This is a genomic window from Ciceribacter thiooxidans, assembly GCF_014126615.1.
GTDB lineage: Bacteria > Pseudomonadota > Alphaproteobacteria > Rhizobiales > Rhizobiaceae > Allorhizobium > Allorhizobium thiooxidans.
On the sequence record NZ_CP059896.1, the window covers coordinates 1452638 to 1474077 of the forward strand.

The following is a 21440-nucleotide window of genomic DNA, read 5'->3' on the forward strand; positions in this document are numbered from 1 at the left end:
TTGAGGGGAGATGGCCGGCAGGCCAGAGGGGGGTGTTCGTGCCTTCGACAGATGGACTGAGACTATGACATCGCCCTCGACCATCATCGATCTCTCCGGCGAGTGGCAGCTCTCCTCGCGTGACGGTGAGCACAGCTGCACGATCCTGCTGCCCGGTGACGTGCATTCGGCCCTGCAGGCGGCGGGCATCATTCCGGACCCCTATATCGGGCGCAACGAGGAGCGCGTGCAGTGGGTCGCGGAGCGCGACTGGGTGCTCGAAAGGACCTTCTTTCTCGATTCTCCTGACGGTCGTTTCTATCTCGATCTCGACTATGTCGATACGGTTGCCGTCGTCTTCGTCAACGACATCCCGGTGCTTTCCTCGGACAACTGCTTCCGGCGCTACCGGCCGGACGTGTCGGAAGCGCTGGAACCGGGCGAGAACCGCATCCGCATTCTGCTGCATTCGTCGGTCGCGGCAGGCGCCGAGCGGCAGGCGCGCCAGCCATTCTATGTTCCTTATTCGACCACCAATTCGCCGATCCCGAACGGCAACATGCTGCGCAAGCCGCAATGCCATTTCGGCTGGGACTGGAATATCGCGCTGGCGCCGCTCGGCGTATACGGGACTGTCGCGCTGAAGGCCCTCGATCCGGCGCGCGTCGAGCATCTCGTCACCCGGCAGGTGCACAACGAGGATGGCAGCGTCGATCTCCACATCACGCTGACGCTCTACGCGGACGAGCCGGCCGTCGTGCCGGTACATTTCGATCTCGACGGCGAGCGGGTGCTGCTCGATTGCGGCATCGACGCCGGCGAAACGACGATCCCGCACGTCTTCCATATCGAGGCGCCAAAGCTCTGGTGGCCGGCGGGCAGCGGCGAACAGGCGCTCTACTGCCTGACCGTCGAGATCCCCGGCGAGGTGGTGACACGGCAGATCGGTCTCAGGACCGTCGAACTCGTCACCGGTGCGGACGAGGCGGGTAGCCGCTTCGCCTTCCGTATCAACGGGCGGGAGATCTTCTGTCGCGGCGCGAACTGGATTCCGGCGGACGCGCTCTTTTCGCGGACCTCACGGGAGAAGACCGAGGACCTCTTACGCTCGGCGGTCGAGGCCAACATGAACATGATCCGCGTCTGGGGCGGCGGGTTCTACGAGCACGACTGGTTCTACGATCTCTGCGACCGGCTCGGCCTCATGGTTTGGCAGGATTTCATGTTCGCCTGCAATCTCTATCCCTGCACCGAGGACTTTCTCGCGAACGTCGCCGAGGAGGTGGACTACCAGGTCAGGCGTCTCTCCTCGCACGCCTCCATCGTGGTCTGGTGCGGCGACAACGAACTCGTCGGCGCGCTCACCTGGTTCCCGGAATCGCGCGACAACCGCGACCGTTATCTCGTCGCCTACGACCGCCTCAACCGCACCATCGAGCAGGGGCTGAAGAAGGCGGCGCCGGAGGCGATCTGGTGGCCGTCGAGCCCGGCTTCCGGCTATCTCGACTACGGCGATGCCTGGCATGCCGACGGCTCGGGCGACATGCATTACTGGTCGGTCTGGCACGAAAATAAGAGTTTCGATAATTACCGAACTGTCAAACCGCGCTTCTGCTCGGAATTCGGCTTCCAGTCCTACACCTCGCTTCCGGTCATCCGCGGTTTCGCCGAGGCGAAGGACATGAATATCGCCTCGCCGGTGATCGAACTGCACCAGAAGAACGCCGGCGGCAACGAGCGGATCGCCGGGACCATGTTCCGCTATTTCCGTTTCCCGAAGGATTTTCCCAACTTCGTCTATCTCTCGCAGATCCAGCAGGGACTGGCGATCAGGACGGCGGTCGACTACTGGCGTTCGCTGAAGCCCCATTGCATGGGAACCCTCTACTGGCAGCTCAACGACACCTGGCCGGTCGCCTCCTGGGCGAGCCTCGATTACGGCGGCGGGTGGAAGGCGATGCATTACATGGCGCGCCGCTTCTTCCAGCCGATCACGGTCGCGGCGATCCCGTCCGAAGACGGCAAAGAGGTTCGCTTCTCGATGGTCAACGACACGCCGGAGCCTGCGGTGGTCGACATGAACCTTTTCGCAGTTACGCTGGGCGGCGAGAAGATCCCCTTGCGGATGGCGAGCGGGACGTGCCCGCCCGACCGGGCAGAGACGCTGCTCATCATCGCGGCGGGCGACATACCGCCCGGTTCTATCCTCGCCTGGAGCTTCATCGCCAACGGGACGAGCGGTGAGGGCCATTACGTCCACGGCACTTACAAGGCACTCGACCTCGCACCGTCAGGCCTGACGCTGCAGGCGGCGCCGGGGCAGGGCGGCACGGTCGAGATCACCGTCTCCGCGCGCGGTCTCGCGCTCTTCGTGATGATCGAGTGTGATATCGCCGGCCGCTACTCCGACAACGCCTTCGACCTTGCCGCGGGCGAAAGCCGCGTCGTGACCTTCGCGCCGGCCGCGCCGCTCGCGCCGGGCAGCGTGCCGGACTTCACCCTCTACGACCTCTATTCCTGCCAGGCCGCGACCTGACCTTTCCGCAGCCCGCCGACCAGAACCCCCGGGGCACCACCCGAACCCTACGAGGAGACTACAAATGACGAAACTCGGCTTCCAGCTCTACAGCGCCCGCAACTTCCAGCCCTTTTCCGAGGTCTTTCCGAAGCTCTCCGCCGCCGGCTACAAGGAGGTCGAGGGGTATGGCGCCATGTACGCCTCGCTCGACGATGCCGGTGTTGCCGCGCTGCGGGCCGATCTCGACCGCAACGGGCTCGCCATGCCGACCGCCCATTTCAGCCTCGACATGCTGGAGGAAGATCCGAAGCGCGTGCTGAAGATCGCCGGGACGCTCGGCATCGAGGCGATCTATTGCCCCTTTCTCACGCCGGACAAGCGCCCGACAGACGCGCGCGGCTGGTTCGCCTTCGGCCAGCGGCTGCAGGAGGCCGGCGAGCCTGTCCGTGATGCAGGGCTGGTCTTCGGCTGGCACAATCATGACTTCGAATTCGCCACCCTCGATGACGGCTCGACGCCGCAGGAGCAGATTTTCGCCGGCGGCCCGGATCTCTCCTGGGAAGCCGACATCGCCTGGGTGATCCGCGGCGGCGCCGACCCGCTGGCCTGGATCGAAAGCTACGGCAAGCGCATCAGCTCCGTCCACGTTAAGGACATTGCGCCGGCGGGACAGAACGCCGACGAGGACGGCTGGGCCGATGTCGGTCACGGTGCCGTCGACTGGAAGGGCATCGTCGACGCCCTGAAGGCACATCCTGTCCGCCATTTCATCGTTGAGCATGACAATCCCAACGACCTCGACCGGCTGATCACCCGGTCGATCGCCTCCTTCAACAGCTACTGACCATTACAGAAACATTCGGAACGTCCCCATGACACGTGAACTCGGCGTCGGCATCATCGGATGCGGCAACATCTCTACGACCTATTTTTCGCTCGCCCCGCTCTTCAAGGGGCTGAAGGTGCTCGCCTGCACCGACCTCAACATGAACGCCGCCGAGCTTCGGGCGGAGGAATACGGCGTCAAGGCGCAGACGGTCGACGAACTGCTCGCCAATGACGAGCTCGACATCATCGTCAACCTCACCATTCCGGATGCGCATTACGCCGTCTCGAAGCGCATTCTCGAGGCCGGCAAGCACGTTTATTCGGAAAAGCCGCTGGTGCTGAGCCTCGAAGCCGGCGAGGACCTCCGCCGGATCGCGACGGACAAGAAGCTCAGCGTCGGCTGCGCGCCGGACACCTTCCTCGGCGGCGCGCACCAGCTTGCCCGCAAATACATCGACGAGGGCGGGATCGGCCGCATCACCTCCGGCACCTGCCACGTGATGAGCCCGGGCATGGAAATGTGGCACCCCAATCCCGACTTCTTCTTCCTGCCCGGCGGCGGGCCGGTGCTCGATCTCGGCCCGTACTACATCGCCAACCTCATTAATCTCATCGGTCCGGTGAAACGGGTGGCCGCACTCACCTCCATGGCGTCGGAGACGCGCACGATCACCAGCCAGCCGCGCGCCGGCGAGGTGATCCCGGTGCGGACGCCGACCAACATCCACGCGCTCCTCGAATTCGAGAATGGTGCGACGGTCACGCTGTCGGCGAGCTGGGATGTCTGGTCCCATCGCCACGGCAACATGGAGCTCTACGGCACCGACGGCTCGCTCTTCGTGCCCGATCCGAACTTCTTCGGCGGTACCGTGGAGGCGAGCGGCCGCAACAAGGAGATCAAGCCGCTCGAGGGTTGGGATCATCCCTTCGGCATCAATAACCAGGAGCATGCGAACGGCCCGCGCGCCAATTACCGGACGGCCGGCCTCGCCGACATGGCGGTCGCGATCCTCGAAGGCCGCGACGCCCGCTGCTCGCTGGACCGCGCGCTCCACGGCGTCGACGTCATGACCTCCATCCTGCAATCGGGCGCGGAGGGCCGTTTCGTCGATCTCTCCACCACCTGCACGCAACCGCAGGCGCTCGGCATCGACGAGGCGCTGGCCCTGCTGAGGTGACGGAGGGCGGTGAAGCCGGTATGAGGAAAAGCGTCTGGCCGCCCTCATCCGGCTGCCGCCACCTTCTCCCCGCTGGCGGGGAGAAGGTGGCGGCACGACCTCGCCACTTTCTCCTTCTCCCCGATCACGGGGAGAAGGTCCCGGCAGGGGGATGAGGGGCGGTCTCGAAAGGCAAATACCGCCTCTGTAACTGGAGACTTTCATGACCTGGCAACCATCCGAGAGCCGCTACGAGCGGATGACCTACAATCGCTGCGGACGAAGCGGCCTCAAGCTGCCGGCGATTTCGCTCGGCCTCTGGCACAATTTCGGCAACGACACGCCGCACGCGACGAAGCAGGCGATCTGCCGTACCGCCTTTGATCTCGGCATCACCCATTTCGATCTCGCCAACAATTACGGCCCGCCGCCCGGTTCGGCGGAGGCGGCGTTCGGCGAGATCCTGCGAACCGATTTCGCCGGTTACCGCGACGAGCTCATCATCTCGTCCAAGGCGGGCTACGGCATGTGGGCCGGTCCCTACGGCGAATGGGGCAGCCGCAAATACGTGATCGCATCGTGCGACCAGAGCCTGAAGCGGCTCGGTCTCGACTATGTCGACATCTTCTATTCGCACCGCTTCGATCCGGATACGCCGCTCGAAGAAACCTGCGGGGCGCTCGACCACATCGTCCGGTCGGGCAGGGCGCTCTATGTCGGGATTTCCTCCTACAATTCGAAGCGCACCCGCGAGGCGGTGGCGATCCTGAAGGACCTCGGCACGCCGGTTCTCATCCACCAGCCGAGCTATTCGATGATCAACCGCTGGATCGAGGAAGACGGTCTCGTCGATACGCTCGAAGAACTAGGCATCGGCTCGATCGTCTTCTCGCCGCTGGCGCAGGGGATGCTGACGTCGAAGTACCTGAACGGCATTCCGACCGGCAGCCGCGCCGCGCAAGAAAAATCGCTCGATCCGGGCTTCCTCAACGAGAAGAACCTGGAGAACATCCGCGCGCTCGGCCGGATCGCGGAACGGCGCGGCCAGACGCTCGCGCAGATGGCGCTTGCCTGGGTGCTGCGCGGCGGCCACATCACCTCGGCACTCATCGGCGCCAGCCGTCCCGAGCAGGTCGAGGATTGCGTGAAGGCATTGGAAAAGCCTGAGTTCACGGCCGAGGAGCTCGCCGAGATCGACACCTATGCCAGGGAAGCCGACATCAATCTCTGGGCGGCATCGGCCGAACGGAAAGGGCCGCCCAGGAAGAAGAAGTGATTGCATTTGCCCCTCACCCTGACCCTCTCCCCGCACGCGGGGCGAGGGGACGGTCGGGGCGGTGCCGCTTGTCCCTTCTCCCCGTCAGAACGGGGAGAAGGTGGCGGTAGCCGGATGAGGGGCAGTCAAAAGCGGGAGGAGAAACGCGACATGATCAACAATCCCATCCTGCCGGGCTTCAATCCGGATCCGTCGATTTGCCGGGTCGGCGAGGACTATTTCATCGCGACCTCCACCTTCGAATGGTATCCAGGTGTCCAGATCCATCATTCGCGGGATCTGGTGAATTGGCGGCTCGTCTGCCGGCCGCTCAATCGCGCAAGCCAGCTCGACATGCGCGGCAACCCGGACAGTTGCGGCATCTGGGCGCCGTGTCTTTCCTACAGCGAGGGGCTGTTCTGGCTCGTCTATACCGACGTCAAGCGCTTCGATGGCAACTTCAAGGACGCGCACAACTACATCGTCACCGCGCCCTCGATCATGGGCGCGTGGTCCGACCCGGTCTACGTCAACTCGTCCGGCTTCGACCCGTCGCTCTTTCATGACGACGACGGGCGGAAGTGGTTCGTCAACATGCAGTGGAACCACCGCACCGAGAGCTATGGCGGGGCGCCGAAGCATCCGGCCTTCGACGGCATCCTGCTGCAGGAATGGGATGCGGAGAAGAAGCGGCCCGTCGGGCCGGTCAAAAACATCTTTCCCGGCAGCTCACTCGGTCTTGTCGAGGGACCGCATCTCTTCAAGCGCAACGGCTGGTACTACCTGACGACCGCCGAGGGCGGTACCGGCTACGACCACGCGGCGACCATGGCCCGCTCGCGGACCATCGACGGTCCTTACGAATTCCATCCGGACATTCATCTCATTACGTCCAAGGATCATCCGGAGGCGGTGCTGCAGCGTGCCGGCCACGGGCAATATGTCGAGACGCCGGATGGCACGCCCTACCACACCCATCTCTGCGGCCGGCCGCTACCGCCCAAGCGGCGCTGCACGCTGGGCCGCGAGACGGCTATCCAGAAATGCGTCTGGCGTGATGACGGCTGGCTCTATCTCGAAGATGGCGGCCCGGTGCCCTCGGTGGAGGTGCCCGCGCCGGGCGGCGAGGTGGCCCGCGTGGAAGCTCCGGCCGTCATTGCGCATGATTTCGATCGCCCGGAACTGCCGCCCGAGTTCCAGTGGCTGCGCTCGCCGGTGCCGGAACGGTTGTTCAGTCTCTCCGCCCGGCCGGGCTTCCTGCGCCTCTTCGGGCGGGAAAGCATCGGTTCCTGGTTCGAGCAGTCGCTGGTTGCGCGGAGGCAGGAGCATCATCGCTTCCGCGCCGAAACCTCGCTCGAATTCTCGCCCGATACCTACCAGCAGGTCGCGGGTCTCACCCACTACTACAACCGCTACAAGTTCCATGCGCTCGGGGTTACGCTGCACGAGAAGCGCGGGCGGGTGATCATGATCCTGAGCTGCGCCGGTGATTATCCGAACGGCCGGCTGAGTTTTCCGCTCGACAGCGGAATTGCCGTTCCCGAAGGCTCGCTCGACCTCGCCATGGAAATCCGCGACAACGACCTGCAGTTCTTCTGGCGGCCGGCCGGCGCCGTCGACTGGAAGCCGGTCGGTCCGGTGCTCGATGCCGGCGTCGTCTCCGACGAGGGCGGCCGCGGCGAGCACGGTTCCTTCACCGGAGCCTTCGCCGGCATGTTCGCCTTCGACACCAGCGGGCGGGCGGAGCCGGCCGATTTCACCCGGTTCGTTTACGAGCGGCTCTAGCCCAGCCTCTCCGCGTGCCAGCGCAGGTGGTCGTCCATGAAGGTCGAGATGAAGTAGTAGGAGTGGTCGTAGCGCTCGTGCATGCGCAGCCGGAGCCCGATCTCGGTGTCCTTGATCGCGTCCTCGAAGAGCCAGGGCCGCAGGCCGTTTTCCAGGAAGCTGTCGGCGCTGCCCTGGTCGATCAGGAATTCAGGGAAGCGGGCACCGTCGGCGACCAGCGCGCAGGCGTCGTACTCGCGCCACTTCGCCTTGTCGGGTCCCAGGTATTTCTCGAAGGCGTCGACCGTCCAGTCGGCCGTCGATGGTTCGACGATCGGCGCGAAGGCGGAGCAGCTGCGGAATCGTTCGGGGTTCTTCAGCGCGATCGTCATGGCGCCGTGACCGCCCATCGAGTGGCCGAAGATGCCCTGCCGGTCCATGTCGACGCGGAAATGCTCGGCGACGAGTGCCGGCAGTTCCTCGGTGATGTAGGTGTACATCCGGTAGTTCTCGGCCCACGGCGCTTCCGTGGCGTCGAGATACATGCCGGCACCCTTGCCCATCTTCCAGTTGGTGAGTTCGTCCGGCACGTCGTTGCCGCGCGGGCTCGTGTCCGGGCAGACGATGATCAGCCCAAGCTCGGCCGCCATGCGGCGATACTCGCCCTTTTCCATCACGTTCTGGTGGGTGCAGGTGAGCCCGGACAGATACCAGAGGACCGGCCGGCGCTCGAGCACGGCCTGCGGCGGCACGAAGACGGCGAACGTCATCTCGCATTTGCAGGCGTCCGAATCGTGGGCGAAAACGCCCTGCATGCCGCCGAAGGCGGTGTTCTGCGACAGGATCTTCATCGTATCGTTGTCCCTTTTGCTGGTTCAGCCGGCGAGCGACACTGCGGCGTTCACCGCCGCGGCCAGCAGAACCGTGTTGAAGAAATAGGAGACGACGGCATGCAGCAGGTTCAGCTTGCGCATGGTGGTCGTGGTGACGGCGGTATCCGAAGTCTGGGCAGTCATCCCGATGACAAAAGAGAAATAAAGAAAATCATAGCCGCCGGGATCGGTTGTCCCGGGAAAGTCGAGGCCGCCCCTGTGAACGCCGCTTTCATGGGGCAATACCGTCTGGGGCCGCCAGTAGGCGTGGGCATAGTGTATCGCGGCCATGGTGTGGATGGTGAACCAACCGGAGACGACGGCGCCGAAGGCGAGGATGAGTTTGAGCGCGCGGCCTTCCGCACCATTCAGCACGAAGAAGAGCGAGACCACCGAAACGACGACGGCGGCGAGCGTGACCGTCAGGATGACCCAGGCCGGTTCGTCGGCGGTTTCGGCGTGTCGCTTGAGGAAGATGGCGGTCAGCCGCGGCAGCCGCAGCCACATCAGTATAAGGTAGCCAACGAAGAAGGCGATCGGCACGAGCTCGAGAGCTAGCTGCGGTGCAAACAGCACGGCGACCAGTCCAGCCACGAGTGCGAAGACGAGCGCGCCCAGGAAGGGGCCGTGTCGATGCCCGATCACGCGTTCGGAGAATTGTGGCATGCTTGTCCTGTTCCGTCTCTCGTCTGCCTGCGGCAAGTCTGCGGTCGCGTGGATGCGGTATCCGCTGCTGCAGGTCGCAGGTCTCCGTGCCCGGCCGTCACCTTTTCACGCGCCGGCAAAGCCTGTCAAAGGTTTCGAGAAACTGTGAGCGGTCGCGCGGCGTGAATGCGGCATTGTAGCCCTTGCTCTCGCCGGTTTCTCTCAGGTGCGCCCCGAGATTGCGCATCGCCGTCGCCATGCCGATGTTGGTGGTATCGAAGACCCGCCCGCTCGGCCCGGTCACCAAGGCCCCGGCCGCCACACAACGCCCCGCGAGCGGCACGTCTGCCGTCACCACGACATCGCCGGGCCCGGCGCGCTCGGCGATCCAGTCGTCGGCGGCGTCGAAGGCACCGGAGACGATGACGTTCTTCACCATCGGATCGCGGGACGGGCGCAGGCCCGAATTGGCGACGAAGGTCACCGGCAGCGCATGACGCTCCGCGACCTTCAGGATTTCCGCCTTAACGGGGCAGGCATCGGCATCGACATAGATTTCGGGCATGATCAGTCGTCAAAAAATCTTCGATAATCTCTTGCTGCATGCAGGAGGCGGATGAGTTCTATCCCGTCGCCCTCAGAGAGCGGCTGGTAAATGATCAGGTAGCGGCGGAATGGAAAAAGCCTCGTGTTCGGATGGTTTGGAAAGCGCCTCGTGCCGAGCAGCGGGTTTGACGCAAGCATCGTGTAGCGCTGTTCGAGCGCTCTTACAAACTTGTCCGCCTCTTCATGGCTGTCTGCCGCTATGAAGGTCCAGACGGAGCGAACGTCGTCTACGAAGAGCGGGCGGCGCAGGATCCGGCCCAAGATGATTTACCTTTGCCGCCGAAACGTGGCCAGCATCGCCTCGGCGCTCTCCATGGCTTCAGGCGGTCCGCTCGCCAGTCCGGCGTCGATTTCCCGTTCGAGCTCAGAGATGAATGCGTCCGCCTGAGCCTCGTGTTCAGCGAGCAGTTCGAGACCGCGTGTGACAACGTCGTTGGGTCCGGTGAAACGGCCTGACCGGATCAGGCGCTCGATCAACGCGTGCTGCTTCTCGTTCAGTGAAATCCGTGATGGCTGCATGAAAATACTCCACAGGTCTCTAGGCGAACCTACCAGATCGGCGGCGGCAGGACCAGAAAACGTTCTCGCGACCGCAGCTAGACTCTTCGCACCATGTCGACATGCGGGATGCCGTCTTCGAGATACTCTTCGGAGATCGGCGTGAAGCCGAAGCTCCCATAGAACCTCTGCAGGTGGCTCTGTGCCGATATCTCGATGGCCTCGCCGGGATACACCGTCTCGCAGGCGCTGATCGCGTCGCGCATCAGCGCGTCGCCGAGCCGTTTGCCACGATGCGTGGGCGACACGGCGACGCGCCCGATGCGGGGCAGGCGGTCGGGTGTCGGCCGCCAGAGGCGCGCGCAGGCGATGAGCGCGCCGCCGTCGATGAGCCGCAGATGCAGGCAATCCGCGTCGTTGCCGTCGAGTTCGGGGTAGGCACAGGCCTGCTCGACGACGAAGACGTCGACGCGCAGCTTCAGCAGTTCATAGAGCTCGACGGCGGAGAGCTCGTCGAGCCTCCGCACGTCCACCTCATAGGCGCGGTGAGCGCTCAATAGACCACCACGCTGCGGATCGACTCTCCCTTGTGCATCAGCTCGAAGCCCTTGTTGATGTCCTCGAGCGGCATGGTGTGGGTGATCATAGAGTCGATTTCGATCTTGCCGTCCATGTACCAGTCGACGATCTTCGGCACGTCGGTGCGGCCGCGCGCGCCGCCGAAGGCGGTGCCCATCCAGGTGCGGCCGGTGACGAGCTGGAACGGGCGGGTGGAGATCTCCTGGCCGGCCCCGGCGACGCCGATGACGACCGACTTGCCCCAGCCGCGATGGGACGCTTCGAGCGCCTGACGCATGACCTTCGTATTGCCGGTGCAGTCGAAGGTGTAATCGGCCCCCCCGATCTGGTCGGCGCCGCGCTTGGTCATGTTGACGAGATAGGGCACGATGTCATCACCAACTTCCTTCGGATTGACAAAGTGTGTCATTCCAAAGCGTTCGCCCCATTCCTTCTTGTCGTTGTTCAAGTCGACGCCGATGATCATGTCGGCGCCGGCGAGTCGCAGGCCCTGGATGACGTTGAGGCCGATGCCGCCGAGCCCGAAGACGATCGCCGTCGAGCCGAGCTCGACCTTGGCGGTGTTGATGACGGCGCCGATGCCGGTCGTCACGCCGCAGCCGATGTAGCAGATCTTGTCGAAGGGTGCGTCCGGGTTGACCTTGGCGACCGCGATCTCCGGCAGAACCGTGTAGTTCGCGAACGTCGAGCAGCCCATGTAATGGTGGATCTTGTCCTTGCCGAGCGAGAAGCGGGAGGTGCCGTCCGGCATCACGCCCTGGCCCTGCGTCGAGCGGATCGCCGTGCAGAGATTGGTCTTGCGCGACAGGCAGGAGGGGCATTCCCGGCATTCCGGCGTATAGAGCGGGATCACGTGGTCGCCCTTCTTCACGCTCGTGACGCCCGGACCGACGTCGACGACGATGCCCGCGCCCTCGTGGCCGAGGATGGCCGGGAAGAGGCCTTCCGGATCGGCGCCCGAAAGCGTGAAGTCGTCGGTGTGGCAGATGCCGGTCGCCTTGATCTCGACCAGCACCTCACCGGCCTTCGGCCCTTCGAGCTGGACGGTCATCACTTCGAGCGGCTTTCCGGCCTGGATTGCGACGGCGGCGCGTACGTCCATGGTGTTTTACTCCCTGAGAATGTGAATCGAGCGAGACCTTGGCACGGGAGCGGCGCCCGGCTCAAGGCCGAAGAGCGTCAGAAACTGTGCGGTTCGGATTTCCGGTGCGGCGAAGAAGAGGAATGGAGAACAGAGTTCAGGCCACGCGCTGATCGTCGAGGAAGAAAGAGTCCGGAACATGCAGCCAGCGTGCCCGGAGGGCGGCCTTTTCCGGCGACAGGCTTTCGGCCATGATCCCCGCCTCCTTTAGAAGGTCGAGCCACGCCTGAGGGCGGATGCCTCTCACCGCGCCGTCGATCCGCAGCAGAGCGGCTCTCTCGCGTTCGCCGAGGAGAAGTCGCCCATTGCAGCAGGCCTGCTTCAGGATGCGCCGGACATAGGCGAGGTCGTCCGGTGAAAGATGTGCATGCTCCGTGGTTCGGCCGACCTGCAGGGGGCCGCGCCCTTCCGCCGCAGCCATGGCTAGCTGGTCGAGGGCAAGGGCGATCAGGGTTGCCGGCGCCGGCGGTGCGAGGTCGATCAGGTGAAGAAGAAGGTCGAGTTCGCGGGTAGAACGCACGACGCCGCGGTCGGCGAAGACCTGTTCGAACCAGAGGGCGTTCATCGTATCTAGCGAGCCCGCCGGATGGCAGCGGTTGACGATGTAGTCGGCCAGCGATTCGACGAAGTAGGCGTGCCACTCGGCACATTTTTCCGGACAGAGCATATCGAGCGCCAGCATGACGACGACGTCGTCCGGCGAGCGGATACCCTCCGGAAAGGTGTATTTGCGCAGCAAAAGGAGGTCGTCGGCCGTAAGCCTGTTCTTCCCGGCGATGACACATGCCGGAAAAGAGAGACGAAGTTCGCTCATCTTTTTTCCCGTTTCATCATGAAACTGGCGCGAGCCTATGCGGGCCGGGTTTCCGGATGGTGAACGGACGCGGTTAAGCGGCGATAAACGGCATTGTTAAATTGCCGTGCTTTTTGCGCGTTTCTGCTCGCGCCAGAGAATGAACAGGCCGGAGCCGACGATAATGGCGACACCGGTCCATTTCGAGGCGTCGGGGAATTCCCCGAACAGCGCGTAGCCGAGTATGGTCGCGGCGATGATCTCGAAATACTGGAAGGGTGCAAGTACCGAGAGCGGCGCGAGCCGGAAGGCGCGCACGATCAACAGGTGGATGTAGCCGGAGATCGAGCCAAGCAGAACGAGAAGACCGAGACCGAGCCAGGAAGAGGGGAGCGACGGGGCGAGATCGCTCGCGCCCGTGCCGGTGCCGGCAAGCAGCGCGGCTCCCATGATGAGCGTGCCGCCGACCCCCGACATCGTCTGCATGGTCATCGGCGAGTCGGCCTCGCCGATCGCGCGATTGAGAAACATGTAGAGAGCGAAGAGAAAGGCGCAGGCGACCGGCAGCAGCGCCGTCAGTCCGAAGACCGCGTAGCTCGGCTGGATGACGATCATGGCGCCGCCGAAGCCGACGACGATCGCAAGCCAGCGGCGCCAGCCGACCCGCTCCTTGAGAAAGAGCGCCGAAAGTGCCGTCAGGATGAAGGGTTCGACGAAGTAGATCGCAAAGACGTCGGCGAGCGGCATGTACTTGACCGCGGCGAAGAACATCAGGCTCGCCGCGCCGTGCAGGCAACCGCGCAGGAGGTTCATGTAGGGGCGCCGGGCGGCAAGCGCGTCACGCCCGCGCAGAAGGAAAAGCACCGGCAGCGTGCAGGCCAGCTGAAAGAAGAAGCGGTAGAATGTCACCTGACCCGGCGACATGCCCTCGACGGTCGCCATGTATTTGGCGATCGCATCCATCACCGGCAGCACGAGCATGCAGGCGGCCATCAGGACCATGCCTTCGACGGGGCTCTGTCGGGTGAGGGAGGTCGCGACTGTCATCGACTCGTGCTCCTTGGGGGCGGGAGCCCATGAAGCATGCCGAATGCTCGGAGATCAACCGCGCCGAGGAGTTCGTCCCGTCAGGCGCCGGCGACGGCTGCTTTTCCCTCGCCCGACGGCAAGGACGTTTCCGCGACCGTCGGGCCGAAGACCTCCTCGAAGGCCGTTCGCAAGCGGATGTCGACATCCGGCATCATCACCGGCAGGCCGAGATCGACCAGGCTCGTCACGCCATAGGCGGTGATCCCGCAGGGCACGATGCCACCGAAATGGGAGAGGTCCGGATCGACGTTGAGCGAGAAGCCGTGGAAGCTCACCCAACGGCGCAGGCGGATGCCGAGCGCCGCGACCTTGTCCTCGGCCATCGAGCCGTCGGCGAGCCGCGGCTTTTCCGGTCGCCGGACCCACACGCCGACGCGATCCTCGCGGCGTTCGCCACGCACGTTCATCTGCTCGAGCGTGCGGATGATCACCTCTTCCAGTGCGGCCACATAGGCGCGGACGTCCTGGCGCCGCCGCTTCAGGTCGAGCATGACGTAGCCGACCCGCTGGCCGGGGCCATGATAGGTGTATTCGCCGCCCCGTCCCGTCGCATGGACAGGGAAACGGTCGGGCTCCTTCAGGTCGGCAGGGTCGGCGCTGGTGCCGGCGGTATAGAGCGGCGGGTGTTCCAGCAGCCAGACGAGTTCATCGGCGCGGCCGTCGGCGATCGCGGCGACTTCCGCCTCCATAACGGCGAGCGCTTCCTCGTAGGGAACGAGGCCGTCGGAGATTCTCCAGCGCACCGGCGGAGAGCCGGGCAGGGGAAACATTTTCGCTTCTATTTCTGTGCGTTGCATGGGTGCGCCCGTCCTTTTTCTCTACTTGGCAAGAAAGAGCGCCGACTTCAAGAGCCCGGAATTCCGGGCCTTGCCGAGGGCCTCCACAGGGGCCCCGGAGGAATTATCAAAAAACTGTCACGGCGCCCTTGTGCACCCCGAATGCTTTTGCTACATGCAGCCCCGCCGGAGCAATTCGGCACCTACCACGATGCGGTCGTGGCGGAATTGGTAGACGCGCAGCGTTGAGGTCGCTGTGGGGCAACCCGTGGAAGTTCGAGTCTTCTCGACCGCACCAAAAACCCGGCTTCGGCCGGGTTTTTTGTTGTTTTGTCGAGGTAAGCGCAGCGCAGCGCCCGTCCCGAAATACAGGCTAGGTGGCCCAACGGCTTTCGAGATGTGACACGATCCGGCGAGGGCGTATACCCGGCCAGTCAGTCGTGTGTATGCCGGTGGTGAAGGTCCGGATAATGCGGATGGCTGTGGGTCAGCGGCGCGTGCCGGTGCCGGTGTGAATGGGGCTCGGTGGCGGGGCCATCGTGGTAATGCTGGTGGTGCACGTCGTGAACATGGGCGTGTTCGTGTTCGAACGCTTCATGAACATGAAGATGCTCATGGCGCTCCGTCAGGTGCAGCCAAAGTCCTGTGCCCATCAGCAGGCTGGCAAACCCGATCTGGAATGTGAGTGGCTCCCGTAGGAAGATGATACTGAGCATCGCCCCGATGAACGGTGCGAGGGAGAAATAGGCCCCCGTCCGGGCCGTCCCGAGATGCCGTAAAGCCAGCATGAACAGCACGAGGCTGATGCCGACGCCGAAGAAGCCGAGGATTGCGCCGGCCCCGATCGCTGCCGGCGAGGGAACGGGCGCTCCGATCGCGAGGGCTAGGATCAGGTTGGTCGCGCCGGCGGCCAGCCCCTTGATCATCGCGATCTGCACAGGATCGGACGAAGACAGCTTGCGGGTCAGGTTGTTGTCGATGCCCCATGCGAGGCACGCAAGGGCGACCAGAAGGCTGCCCTTGTCGACTGCTATGCCCTGTCCGTTCCAGGACAGAAGTGCGGCACCGGTCAATATCGCAATTGCGCCGAGCAGCAGACGACGGTCGACGTTCTCACGGAAGACGATCCAGGCGATCGCCATGGTCGCGAGACCTTCGAGGTTGAGGAGCAGCGACCCCGAGGCCGCCGTCGTCAGGGAGAGGCCGAACATCAGGAGCAGCGGGCCGAGAAGACCGCCGAAAACCACCACCGCAAGCAGCCATGGAAGATCGGAGAGCCGAATCGGCGCCTCCACACCTTCCAGCCCGATCCATCGGCGCCCGAAATGAACAAGCACGAGCCCGACTCCGGCGCCGAGATAAAGGATGCCGGCCAGCAGCCATGGATCGATGCTGTCCATCAGAAGCTTCGACAACGGCGGCGATGCGCCGAACAGCAGGGCCGAGCCGAGTGCGAGCGGAATGCCGGGAAACTGATGCGTGCGGTCGATGGACATGGTGACAGGCTATCATTCAACCGCCGACCGACCAACAGCCTGTCCCGACGAGAGTCGTTTCACGCAAGGGGCGGCCGTGCGCTCAGCCCCGCATCTTTTCCCACTTCTTCGTCAGGCGGTCGCGCTTCAGTTTCGACAGCCGCTGCAGCCAGAAGATGCCGTCGAGCTGGTCTATCTCGTGCTGCATGCAGATCGCCGGGAAGCCGTCGAGGTCCTCCTCATGAACCGTCCCGTCGAGATCCTGATAACGGAACTTGACGGCGCGGGGGCGGGTCACGGTCTCGGTCGCGCCGGGCATGGAGACGCTGCCTTCGGTATGGCTCATCTCATCGCCGGAGGACCAGAGGATTTCCGGATTGACGTAGGTGTGCCGGCCGCCGATCTCCGGCAGGTCGAGGACGACGAGCCTCTGCAGGATGCCGACATGGGCAGCGGTGATTCCGACGCCGGGTGCGGCCTTCATCGTATCGTAGAGATCGTCCGCAAGGGTGGAGAGGCCGGGGCCGAAATCGGTGACGGGAGCGCATGCCGCCTTCAGCGCCGGGTGCGGATAGGTGACCAGGGGGAGGACCGCCACGTTATGCCTTTCTGTGCTGCAACTGCGTCGGATCAACAGGTTAGCAGGCCTCTTTCGCATTTGCACATAGCGGTGCCGGGATATCCTCGCTCACGGTTGACAATGCGGTTTTTACCGCCATTCTCCAAGGCTGCCGGGATACGCAGTGACGAGTTGATGACAAGGGCGAGGGCGCAGGCATGACGGACACCGGCGAAGAATTCCTCGTTCGGCCACCGCAGGACGAACTCCCCGACGACATCTATGCCGAGGACGGCTCCGTCCGGTCCGATTTCCTCGCCCTGGTCGGTGCGGCGATCGCCGACCGCGACACGCTTTTCCTGCGCCAGCGCGTGGCGCGGCTGCACGAATCGGAGCTCGGCGACCTCATCGAGGCGATCCAGCCGGAACAGCGTCTCGCCCTCGTGCGCCTTCTCGGCGACGATTTCGACCTGACCGCGCTCACCGAAGTCGACGAGGCGATTCGCCTGCAAATCGTCGACCAGATGTCGAACGAACAGATCGCCGCCGCGATCGGCGATCTCGATTCGGACGACGCCGTCTACATTCTCGAGGATCTCGACCACGAGGACCGCGAGGAAATCCTCGCCAAGCTGCCGTTCACCGAGCGGGTGCGCCTGCGCCGGGCGCTCGATTATCCGGAAAGCTCGGCCGGCCGGCGCATGCAGACGGAGTTCGTCGCGGTGCCGCCCTTCTGGACGGTCGGGCAGACGATCGACTACATGCGTGACGAGGACGACCTGCCGGAGAGTTTTACCCAGATCTTCGTCATCGACCCGACCTTCAAGCTACTCGGCACCGTCGACCTCGACCGCATCCTGCGCACCAAGCGCCAGATGAAGATCGAGACGGTCATGCGCGAGACCAGCCACGCGATCCCGGCCGAGATGGACCAGGAAGAGGCGGCCCAGCTCTTCGAGCAATACGACCTTCTCTCGGCGGCCGTCGTCGACGAGAACGACCGGCTCGTCGGCGTGCTCACCATCGACGACGTCGTCGACGTCATCCAGGAAGAAGCGGAGGAGGACCTTCTGCGTCTCGGCGGCGTGGGCGACGAAGAGCTGTCGGACAGCGTCATCGAGACCTCGCGTTCGCGGGTTCCGTGGCTCGCCGTCAATCTCGTCACCGCCTTCATCTCGGCCTCGGTGATCTCGCTCTTCGAAGGGACGATCGAACAGGTGGTGGCGCTGGCGATCCTGATGCCGATCGTCGCCGGCATGGGCGGCAATGCCGGCTCGCAGACGATGACCGTTACCGTCCGGGCGCTCGCGACCCGCAATCTCGACATTCACAATGCATGGCGGGTCGCGCGCCGCGAGGCGGGTGTCGGCCTCATCAACGGGGCGCTCTTCGGAACGCTCGTCGGTGTCGTCGCTGCGATCTGGTTCCGTGACGTCTCGATCGGCGGCATCATCACGACCGCCATGCTGATCAACATGTTCGCAGCCGCGATGGCGGGCATCACCATCCCGGTGCTGCTTCACCGGTCGGGCACGGACCCGGCAGTTTCCTCCGCTGTCTTCGTGACCGCGATCACCGATACGACCGGCTTCCTGAGCTTTCTCGGGCTTGCGACCTGGTGGTTCATGTCCGGATGAAGGAGAAAATTGACTTGCACGTAAAAGTCAATAATATGACTGTTTCCAGATGAATCGGAACAGGCAGTGAAAAAGTATTACAGCATAACGGAACTGACGCGAGAATTCGGCGTCTCGACCCGGACCTTGAGGTTCTACGAAGACGAAGGCCTGTTGCATCCCGAGCGTCGCGGCCGAACGCGTCTCTATCGCGCTGCGGATCGCCGGCTGCTGCAGGAAATTCTGCGTGGCCGACGCATCGGGTTCACCGTAGCCGAGATCCGCGAAATCGTCCAGGTTTACAAGGCGCCGCCGGGCGAGATCGGTCAGCTGAAGATGATGATGAAGAAGATCGACGAGAAGCGCGAAGAATTGCGCCAGAAGCGCAAGGATATCGACGAGACGCTCGCCGAACTCGACAACGCCGAGGAGGCCTGCCTGACGCGGCTCGTCGAGATCGGCGTCGGGACCTGACGCTTCTCAGATCCAGCGGCGGGTGCGCTGGCAGTATCGCTCGAATTCGATGCCGAAGCGGGCGAGCAGATGCATTTCCTCACAGCGGATCGCAACCAGCGTCGTGACCACGGCCGCGCTGACGGCGGCGACGAAGAACCAGCTATTGCCCGTCAGCAGCCCGAAGGCGATCGTCATCAGCGTATAACCGAGATAGATCGGATTGCGGGTGAAGCGGAACGGGCCGTTCGTCACCAGGCGCTGTGCGCAGCGGTTCGGGAGCACCGCCGTGTGGCATTCGAGGAGCGTCTTCACCGCCCATATGTCGAGGCTGAGCGCGACGAGCGCGAGCACCCCTCCGAGCGTCCAGAGGAGATAGCCCTCGCGCGGCAGCGGTGGCAGAAGGCCGACATAGCGATCAAGCAGCAGCGCCGCGACGATCGCGACGCCGTAGAGCAGGGGTGGCCAGGGATACTTAAGTGGTTTCAGGCGATAGGCGTTCATGATCATGTCCTGTCATTGGCTGACTGCGGTACATTCACGGGCTAGCTGCAACACACGTTCATCCTGATCCGGCTGGATTGCGCCAGACTGGAGAGGTTCGAAGAGGGACTGTTGCATCAGCTTTTCCAGGGTGCATCCGCAGAAGCGGCTGCAGAGTTCCGCCTGGCTGCCTTCAGTCCGGCAGCTGGTTTCGCAGCTCTGCAGATAGGACTGCATAGGATCAGGTTTCTGCGGCGGGACGATGATCGAGATCAAGTAGACGGTCGCGATCAACAGGGGCTGATGCAAGAGGTAGACGATGAGGCTGTGGCGGCCGCCGAAGCGCAGGATCGCCGAGCCTTGTGGCGCATCGGCCAGCGTGTCCAGCCAGCCGGCGGCACGCGCCGTCCGCGCCGCCGCAATCCCCAGCAGGAAGGCACCGATCCAGGGAAGCAGCGGCACGTAGTCGTTCGAACGTGGAAGATGCTCGGAGAGGCCGATCCAGAGCAGGTACGGTGCGTCGAAAACCTCCGAGCGGAGATAGGAGGGCGCGGCGAGGGCGGCAAGCGCGGCAACGACCGTCAGCACGGGCGGCAGTCGGAGGAACAGCAGTCCGATCACGCTCGCCGCGGCGATATGGTGCAGGATGCCGAAAAAGATCATGCCGTCCGGCATGGCGATCGCCGTCGCGATGGTGATGGCGATTGCCGCACCGGCTACCATGCCGAGGCGCTTCACGAACGATTGCGGCTTCAGCGTCGGATAATGGGCGAGCACAAGGCTGACGCCCGCCAAGAAGATGAAGCTCGACGCTATCGCGCGGGCATAGAGTTTCCACAACCCTTGCGTTGCCGTGCCGGATTCAATGTAGCCGAAGAATTCCAGATCCCAGGTGAAGTGGTAGGACGCCATCGCGACCAGCGCGATCCCCCTGGCGGTGTCCAGGATGCCGATCCGTCTCGAGGTTAAAGGGCGATTGTCAGTGTCTGAAACTGCGGCCACGATCGATCCTTCGCATGCGAGAATTTTACCCTGCGCTCCGGCGCAGGGGGCTCATGCCACAGCGTCCAATCTGGTCGTTTTCAAGGCGCCGTGTCGGTCATCAACGCAAGACGCGCATCGGAGAAAAACTGTCGGCGTACCAGTACGAAGAAGATGATAATCGATGTTCCTACGAAGACGTAAGGGCTGACGAACCACCCCAGGTAGCCTATCGACAGAAAAATCGCGCGAAGGCCGGCATTGAACTGCTTGGCTGCGATGATGTTCATGCGGATGACCCGCTCCGCCATGCGTTCGGTCTCCTGCGGGTTCTTCCTCGCGTTCTCCGACATCGGCAGCGTCCCGAAGAGAATCGTGCAGTAGTTGAACAGGCGATAGGACCAGCCGAACTTGAAGAAGGCATAACCGAAGATCGCGGTGAGGCCGATGACCTTGAACTCGAAACCGGTGCGACCGCTGTAGGCGATGAAGGGCAGGTCGCGGAAAACGGTATCGACCTGCTCGGTCGCGCCCAGCAGCGCGAAGCAGCCGCCGATCGCGAATATCGACGTCGACGCGAAGAAGGCCGTGCCGTTCTGCAGGCCGGCCAGGATCTGCGTGTCGATCATCTTCAGGTCGCGGGTGAGCGAATTGTGGATCCATTCCCGCCGTCGCTCGGCCATCGCCTGTGTGAGGCTCGGGCGATCGAGGATCCTGGCGCCGCCCGTCAGCCAGGAGAAGACGATCCAGAGAACCAGGAACAACGCAAGGGCGAAAAAGTCGATGAATGTCATGGCGATTCCCGTGATTGCTCGCGGCAAGATTATGCCGGCGGCCGGGTGCCGGACAAGTATTCACAGTTTTGTAAGACTTTGGAAGAAATTGCGGCTCGTCGTGGACATGTAAGAATTATCAAAAATTCTATCTAACCGTTTGAAATTTCACAAATCCATGCATTTTGCGAATGGCTCCCCTGCGGAAGGTGCCACTGTTTTGCCGTTTTTGCAGTTGCGGTGACCCGTGAATTTTAATAGACCGGGGCCGGAAAAGCGGTCGGGGGACGGCTTTTCGCCACAGGCGAACAATCGGAGTGATAATGGAAGATAGCATCCAGAAGTCTTGCTGGGGCGTTACCCTGCGGGCGTTGACGGGATTTGCAGGCGTTTTGTTCCTGGCCTATCTTTTCGGAACCATCTGAAGCTCGTTCTTGACGAGAATTCCGCAGCGCGGTCCGCAAGGGCCGCGCTGTCGTCGTTTATGGCATCCCGTTCGATGTCGCGCCGGCTCAAGCGGATGTCGGTTGCCCGCCGCGCTGGCTTCTGGTCATAGTCTAGCCTCACGATTCAAGTTTCCGGATGTCCTGAGGCGCGCGC

22 protein-coding genes and 1 tRNA gene are annotated in these 21440 nt (G+C 63.5%); 8 read left to right on the forward strand and 15 right to left on the reverse strand.

Translation table 11 applies throughout. From position 1 onward, the window contains the following. The first annotated feature begins 64 nt into the window (after positions 1–64). The 5 genes from H4I97_RS06825 to H4I97_RS06845 all read left to right on the forward strand — a co-directional run bounded on the left by H4I97_RS06825 (position 65) and on the right by H4I97_RS06845 (position 7522). A complete protein-coding gene (locus H4I97_RS06825; protein WP_182307153.1) occupies positions 65–2515 on the forward strand; it encodes a glycosyl hydrolase 2 galactose-binding domain-containing protein in 2451 nt (816 codons plus the stop codon). A 64-nt stretch (positions 2516–2579) separates the two neighbouring features. Next, the gene (locus tag H4I97_RS06830) at positions 2580–3341 is read left to right on the forward strand and encodes a sugar phosphate isomerase/epimerase family protein (RefSeq protein WP_182307154.1); all 762 of its coding nucleotides are present in this window, start codon (positions 2580–2582) and stop codon (positions 3339–3341) included. Positions 3342–3369: 28 nt separating this feature from the next. Beyond that, positions 3370–4503: a Gfo/Idh/MocA family protein gene (locus tag H4I97_RS06835; RefSeq protein WP_182307155.1), complete on the forward strand. Its 1134-nt coding sequence runs from the start codon at positions 3370–3372 to the stop codon at positions 4501–4503. A 202-nt stretch (positions 4504–4705) separates the two neighbouring features. Next, entirely contained in the window at positions 4706–5758 is a 1053-nt protein-coding gene (gene mgrA / locus H4I97_RS06840) for an L-glyceraldehyde 3-phosphate reductase (RefSeq protein ID WP_182307156.1), read from the forward strand. 150 nt (positions 5759–5908) lie between these two features. Beyond that, positions 5909–7522 carry a glycoside hydrolase family 43 protein gene (locus tag H4I97_RS06845; protein ID WP_182307157.1) on the forward strand — a complete coding sequence of 538 codons (1614 nt, stop codon included), beginning with the start codon at positions 5909–5911 and terminating at the stop codon, positions 7520–7522. On the opposite strand, the gene fghA is transcribed toward H4I97_RS06845, so the two are convergent. From fghA to lipB, 10 genes are all read right to left on the reverse strand, one after another. Next, positions 7519–8352: an S-formylglutathione hydrolase gene (fghA, locus tag H4I97_RS06850; RefSeq protein ID WP_182307158.1), complete on the reverse strand. Its 834-nt coding sequence runs from the start codon at positions 8350–8352 to the stop codon at positions 7519–7521. The genes H4I97_RS06845 and fghA overlap by 4 nt on opposite strands. A 24-nt stretch (positions 8353–8376) precedes the next feature. Then, positions 8377–9039, reverse strand: a complete 663-nt coding sequence (locus H4I97_RS06855; protein ID WP_182307159.1) for a DUF1345 domain-containing protein — start codon at positions 9037–9039, stop codon at positions 8377–8379. Positions 9040–9136: 97 nt separating this feature from the next. Next, positions 9137–9583, reverse strand: a complete 447-nt coding sequence (locus H4I97_RS06860; protein WP_182307160.1) for a YaiI/YqxD family protein — start codon at positions 9581–9583, stop codon at positions 9137–9139. A gap of 2 nt (positions 9584–9585) precedes the next feature. Then, a complete protein-coding gene (locus H4I97_RS06865) occupies positions 9586–9885 on the reverse strand; it encodes a type II toxin-antitoxin system RelE/ParE family toxin (RefSeq protein ID WP_182307161.1) in 300 nt (99 codons plus the stop codon). Positions 9886–9891: 6 nt separating this feature from the next. Next, entirely contained in the window at positions 9892–10143 is a 252-nt protein-coding gene (locus H4I97_RS06870) for a ribbon-helix-helix domain-containing protein (RefSeq protein WP_182307162.1), read from the reverse strand. A 77-nt stretch (positions 10144–10220) separates the two neighbouring features. Then, positions 10221–10679, reverse strand: coding sequence for a GNAT family N-acetyltransferase (locus tag H4I97_RS06875; protein ID WP_182307163.1), 459 nt, complete (start codon positions 10677–10679; stop codon positions 10221–10223). Then, a complete protein-coding gene (locus tag H4I97_RS06880; protein ID WP_182307164.1) occupies positions 10676–11803 on the reverse strand; it encodes an S-(hydroxymethyl)glutathione dehydrogenase/class III alcohol dehydrogenase in 1128 nt (375 codons plus the stop codon). The genes H4I97_RS06875 and H4I97_RS06880 overlap by 4 nt, the downstream gene beginning before the upstream one ends. Positions 11804–11939: 136 nt before the next feature. Continuing rightward, entirely contained in the window at positions 11940–12656 is a 717-nt protein-coding gene (locus H4I97_RS06885; protein ID WP_182307165.1) for a hypothetical protein, read from the reverse strand. A 96-nt stretch (positions 12657–12752) separates the two neighbouring features. Beyond that, the gene (locus tag H4I97_RS06890; protein WP_244658727.1) at positions 12753–13682 is read right to left on the reverse strand and encodes a DMT family transporter; all 930 of its coding nucleotides are present in this window, start codon (positions 13680–13682) and stop codon (positions 12753–12755) included. Between the two features lie 80 nt (positions 13683–13762). After that, positions 13763–14521, reverse strand: a complete 759-nt coding sequence (gene lipB / locus H4I97_RS06895; protein ID WP_182307166.1) for a lipoyl(octanoyl) transferase LipB — start codon at positions 14519–14521, stop codon at positions 13763–13765. A gap of 192 nt (positions 14522–14713) precedes the next feature. Here lipB and H4I97_RS06900 point away from each other — a divergent pair. Further along, a tRNA-Leu gene (locus tag H4I97_RS06900) sits at positions 14714–14798 on the forward strand. Positions 14799–14934: 136 nt separating this feature from the next. Here the strand turns inward: H4I97_RS06900 and H4I97_RS06905 are convergent. Both H4I97_RS06905 and H4I97_RS06910 read right to left on the reverse strand, forming a co-directional pair. Continuing rightward, positions 14935–15996, reverse strand: a complete 1062-nt coding sequence (locus tag H4I97_RS06905) for a DMT family transporter (RefSeq protein WP_182307167.1) — start codon at positions 15994–15996, stop codon at positions 14935–14937. A gap of 82 nt (positions 15997–16078) precedes the next feature. Further along, positions 16079–16573: a peptide deformylase gene (locus H4I97_RS06910; RefSeq protein WP_182307168.1), complete on the reverse strand. Its 495-nt coding sequence runs from the start codon at positions 16571–16573 to the stop codon at positions 16079–16081. 179 nt (positions 16574–16752) lie between these two features. On the opposite strand from H4I97_RS06910, the gene mgtE reads away from it, so the two are divergent. Together mgtE and H4I97_RS06920 are read left to right on the forward strand one after the other, a co-directional pair. Continuing rightward, positions 16753–18171 (forward strand): magnesium transporter, encoded by a 1419-nt coding sequence (mgtE, locus tag H4I97_RS06915; RefSeq protein ID WP_182307169.1) that lies wholly within the window; start codon positions 16753–16755, stop codon positions 18169–18171. A 66-nt stretch (positions 18172–18237) separates the two neighbouring features. Beyond that, positions 18238–18624 carry a MerR family transcriptional regulator gene (locus tag H4I97_RS06920; RefSeq protein ID WP_182307170.1) on the forward strand — a complete coding sequence of 129 codons (387 nt, stop codon included), beginning with the start codon at positions 18238–18240 and terminating at the stop codon, positions 18622–18624. A 6-nt stretch (positions 18625–18630) separates the two neighbouring features. Here the strand turns inward: H4I97_RS06920 and H4I97_RS06925 are convergent, their stop codons facing one another. The 3 genes from H4I97_RS06925 to H4I97_RS06935 all read right to left on the reverse strand — a co-directional run bounded on the left by H4I97_RS06925 (position 18631) and on the right by H4I97_RS06935 (position 20861). Continuing rightward, entirely contained in the window at positions 18631–19107 is a 477-nt protein-coding gene (locus H4I97_RS06925) for a methyltransferase family protein (protein WP_182307171.1), read from the reverse strand. Between the two features lie 12 nt (positions 19108–19119). After that, positions 19120–20088: a heparan-alpha-glucosaminide N-acetyltransferase gene (locus tag H4I97_RS06930; protein ID WP_182307172.1), complete on the reverse strand. Its 969-nt coding sequence runs from the start codon at positions 20086–20088 to the stop codon at positions 19120–19122. An 80-nt stretch (positions 20089–20168) separates the two neighbouring features. Beyond that, the gene (locus tag H4I97_RS06935; RefSeq protein ID WP_182307173.1) at positions 20169–20861 is read right to left on the reverse strand and encodes a DUF599 domain-containing protein; all 693 of its coding nucleotides are present in this window, start codon (positions 20859–20861) and stop codon (positions 20169–20171) included. Between the last annotated feature and the right edge of the window lie 579 nt (positions 20862–21440).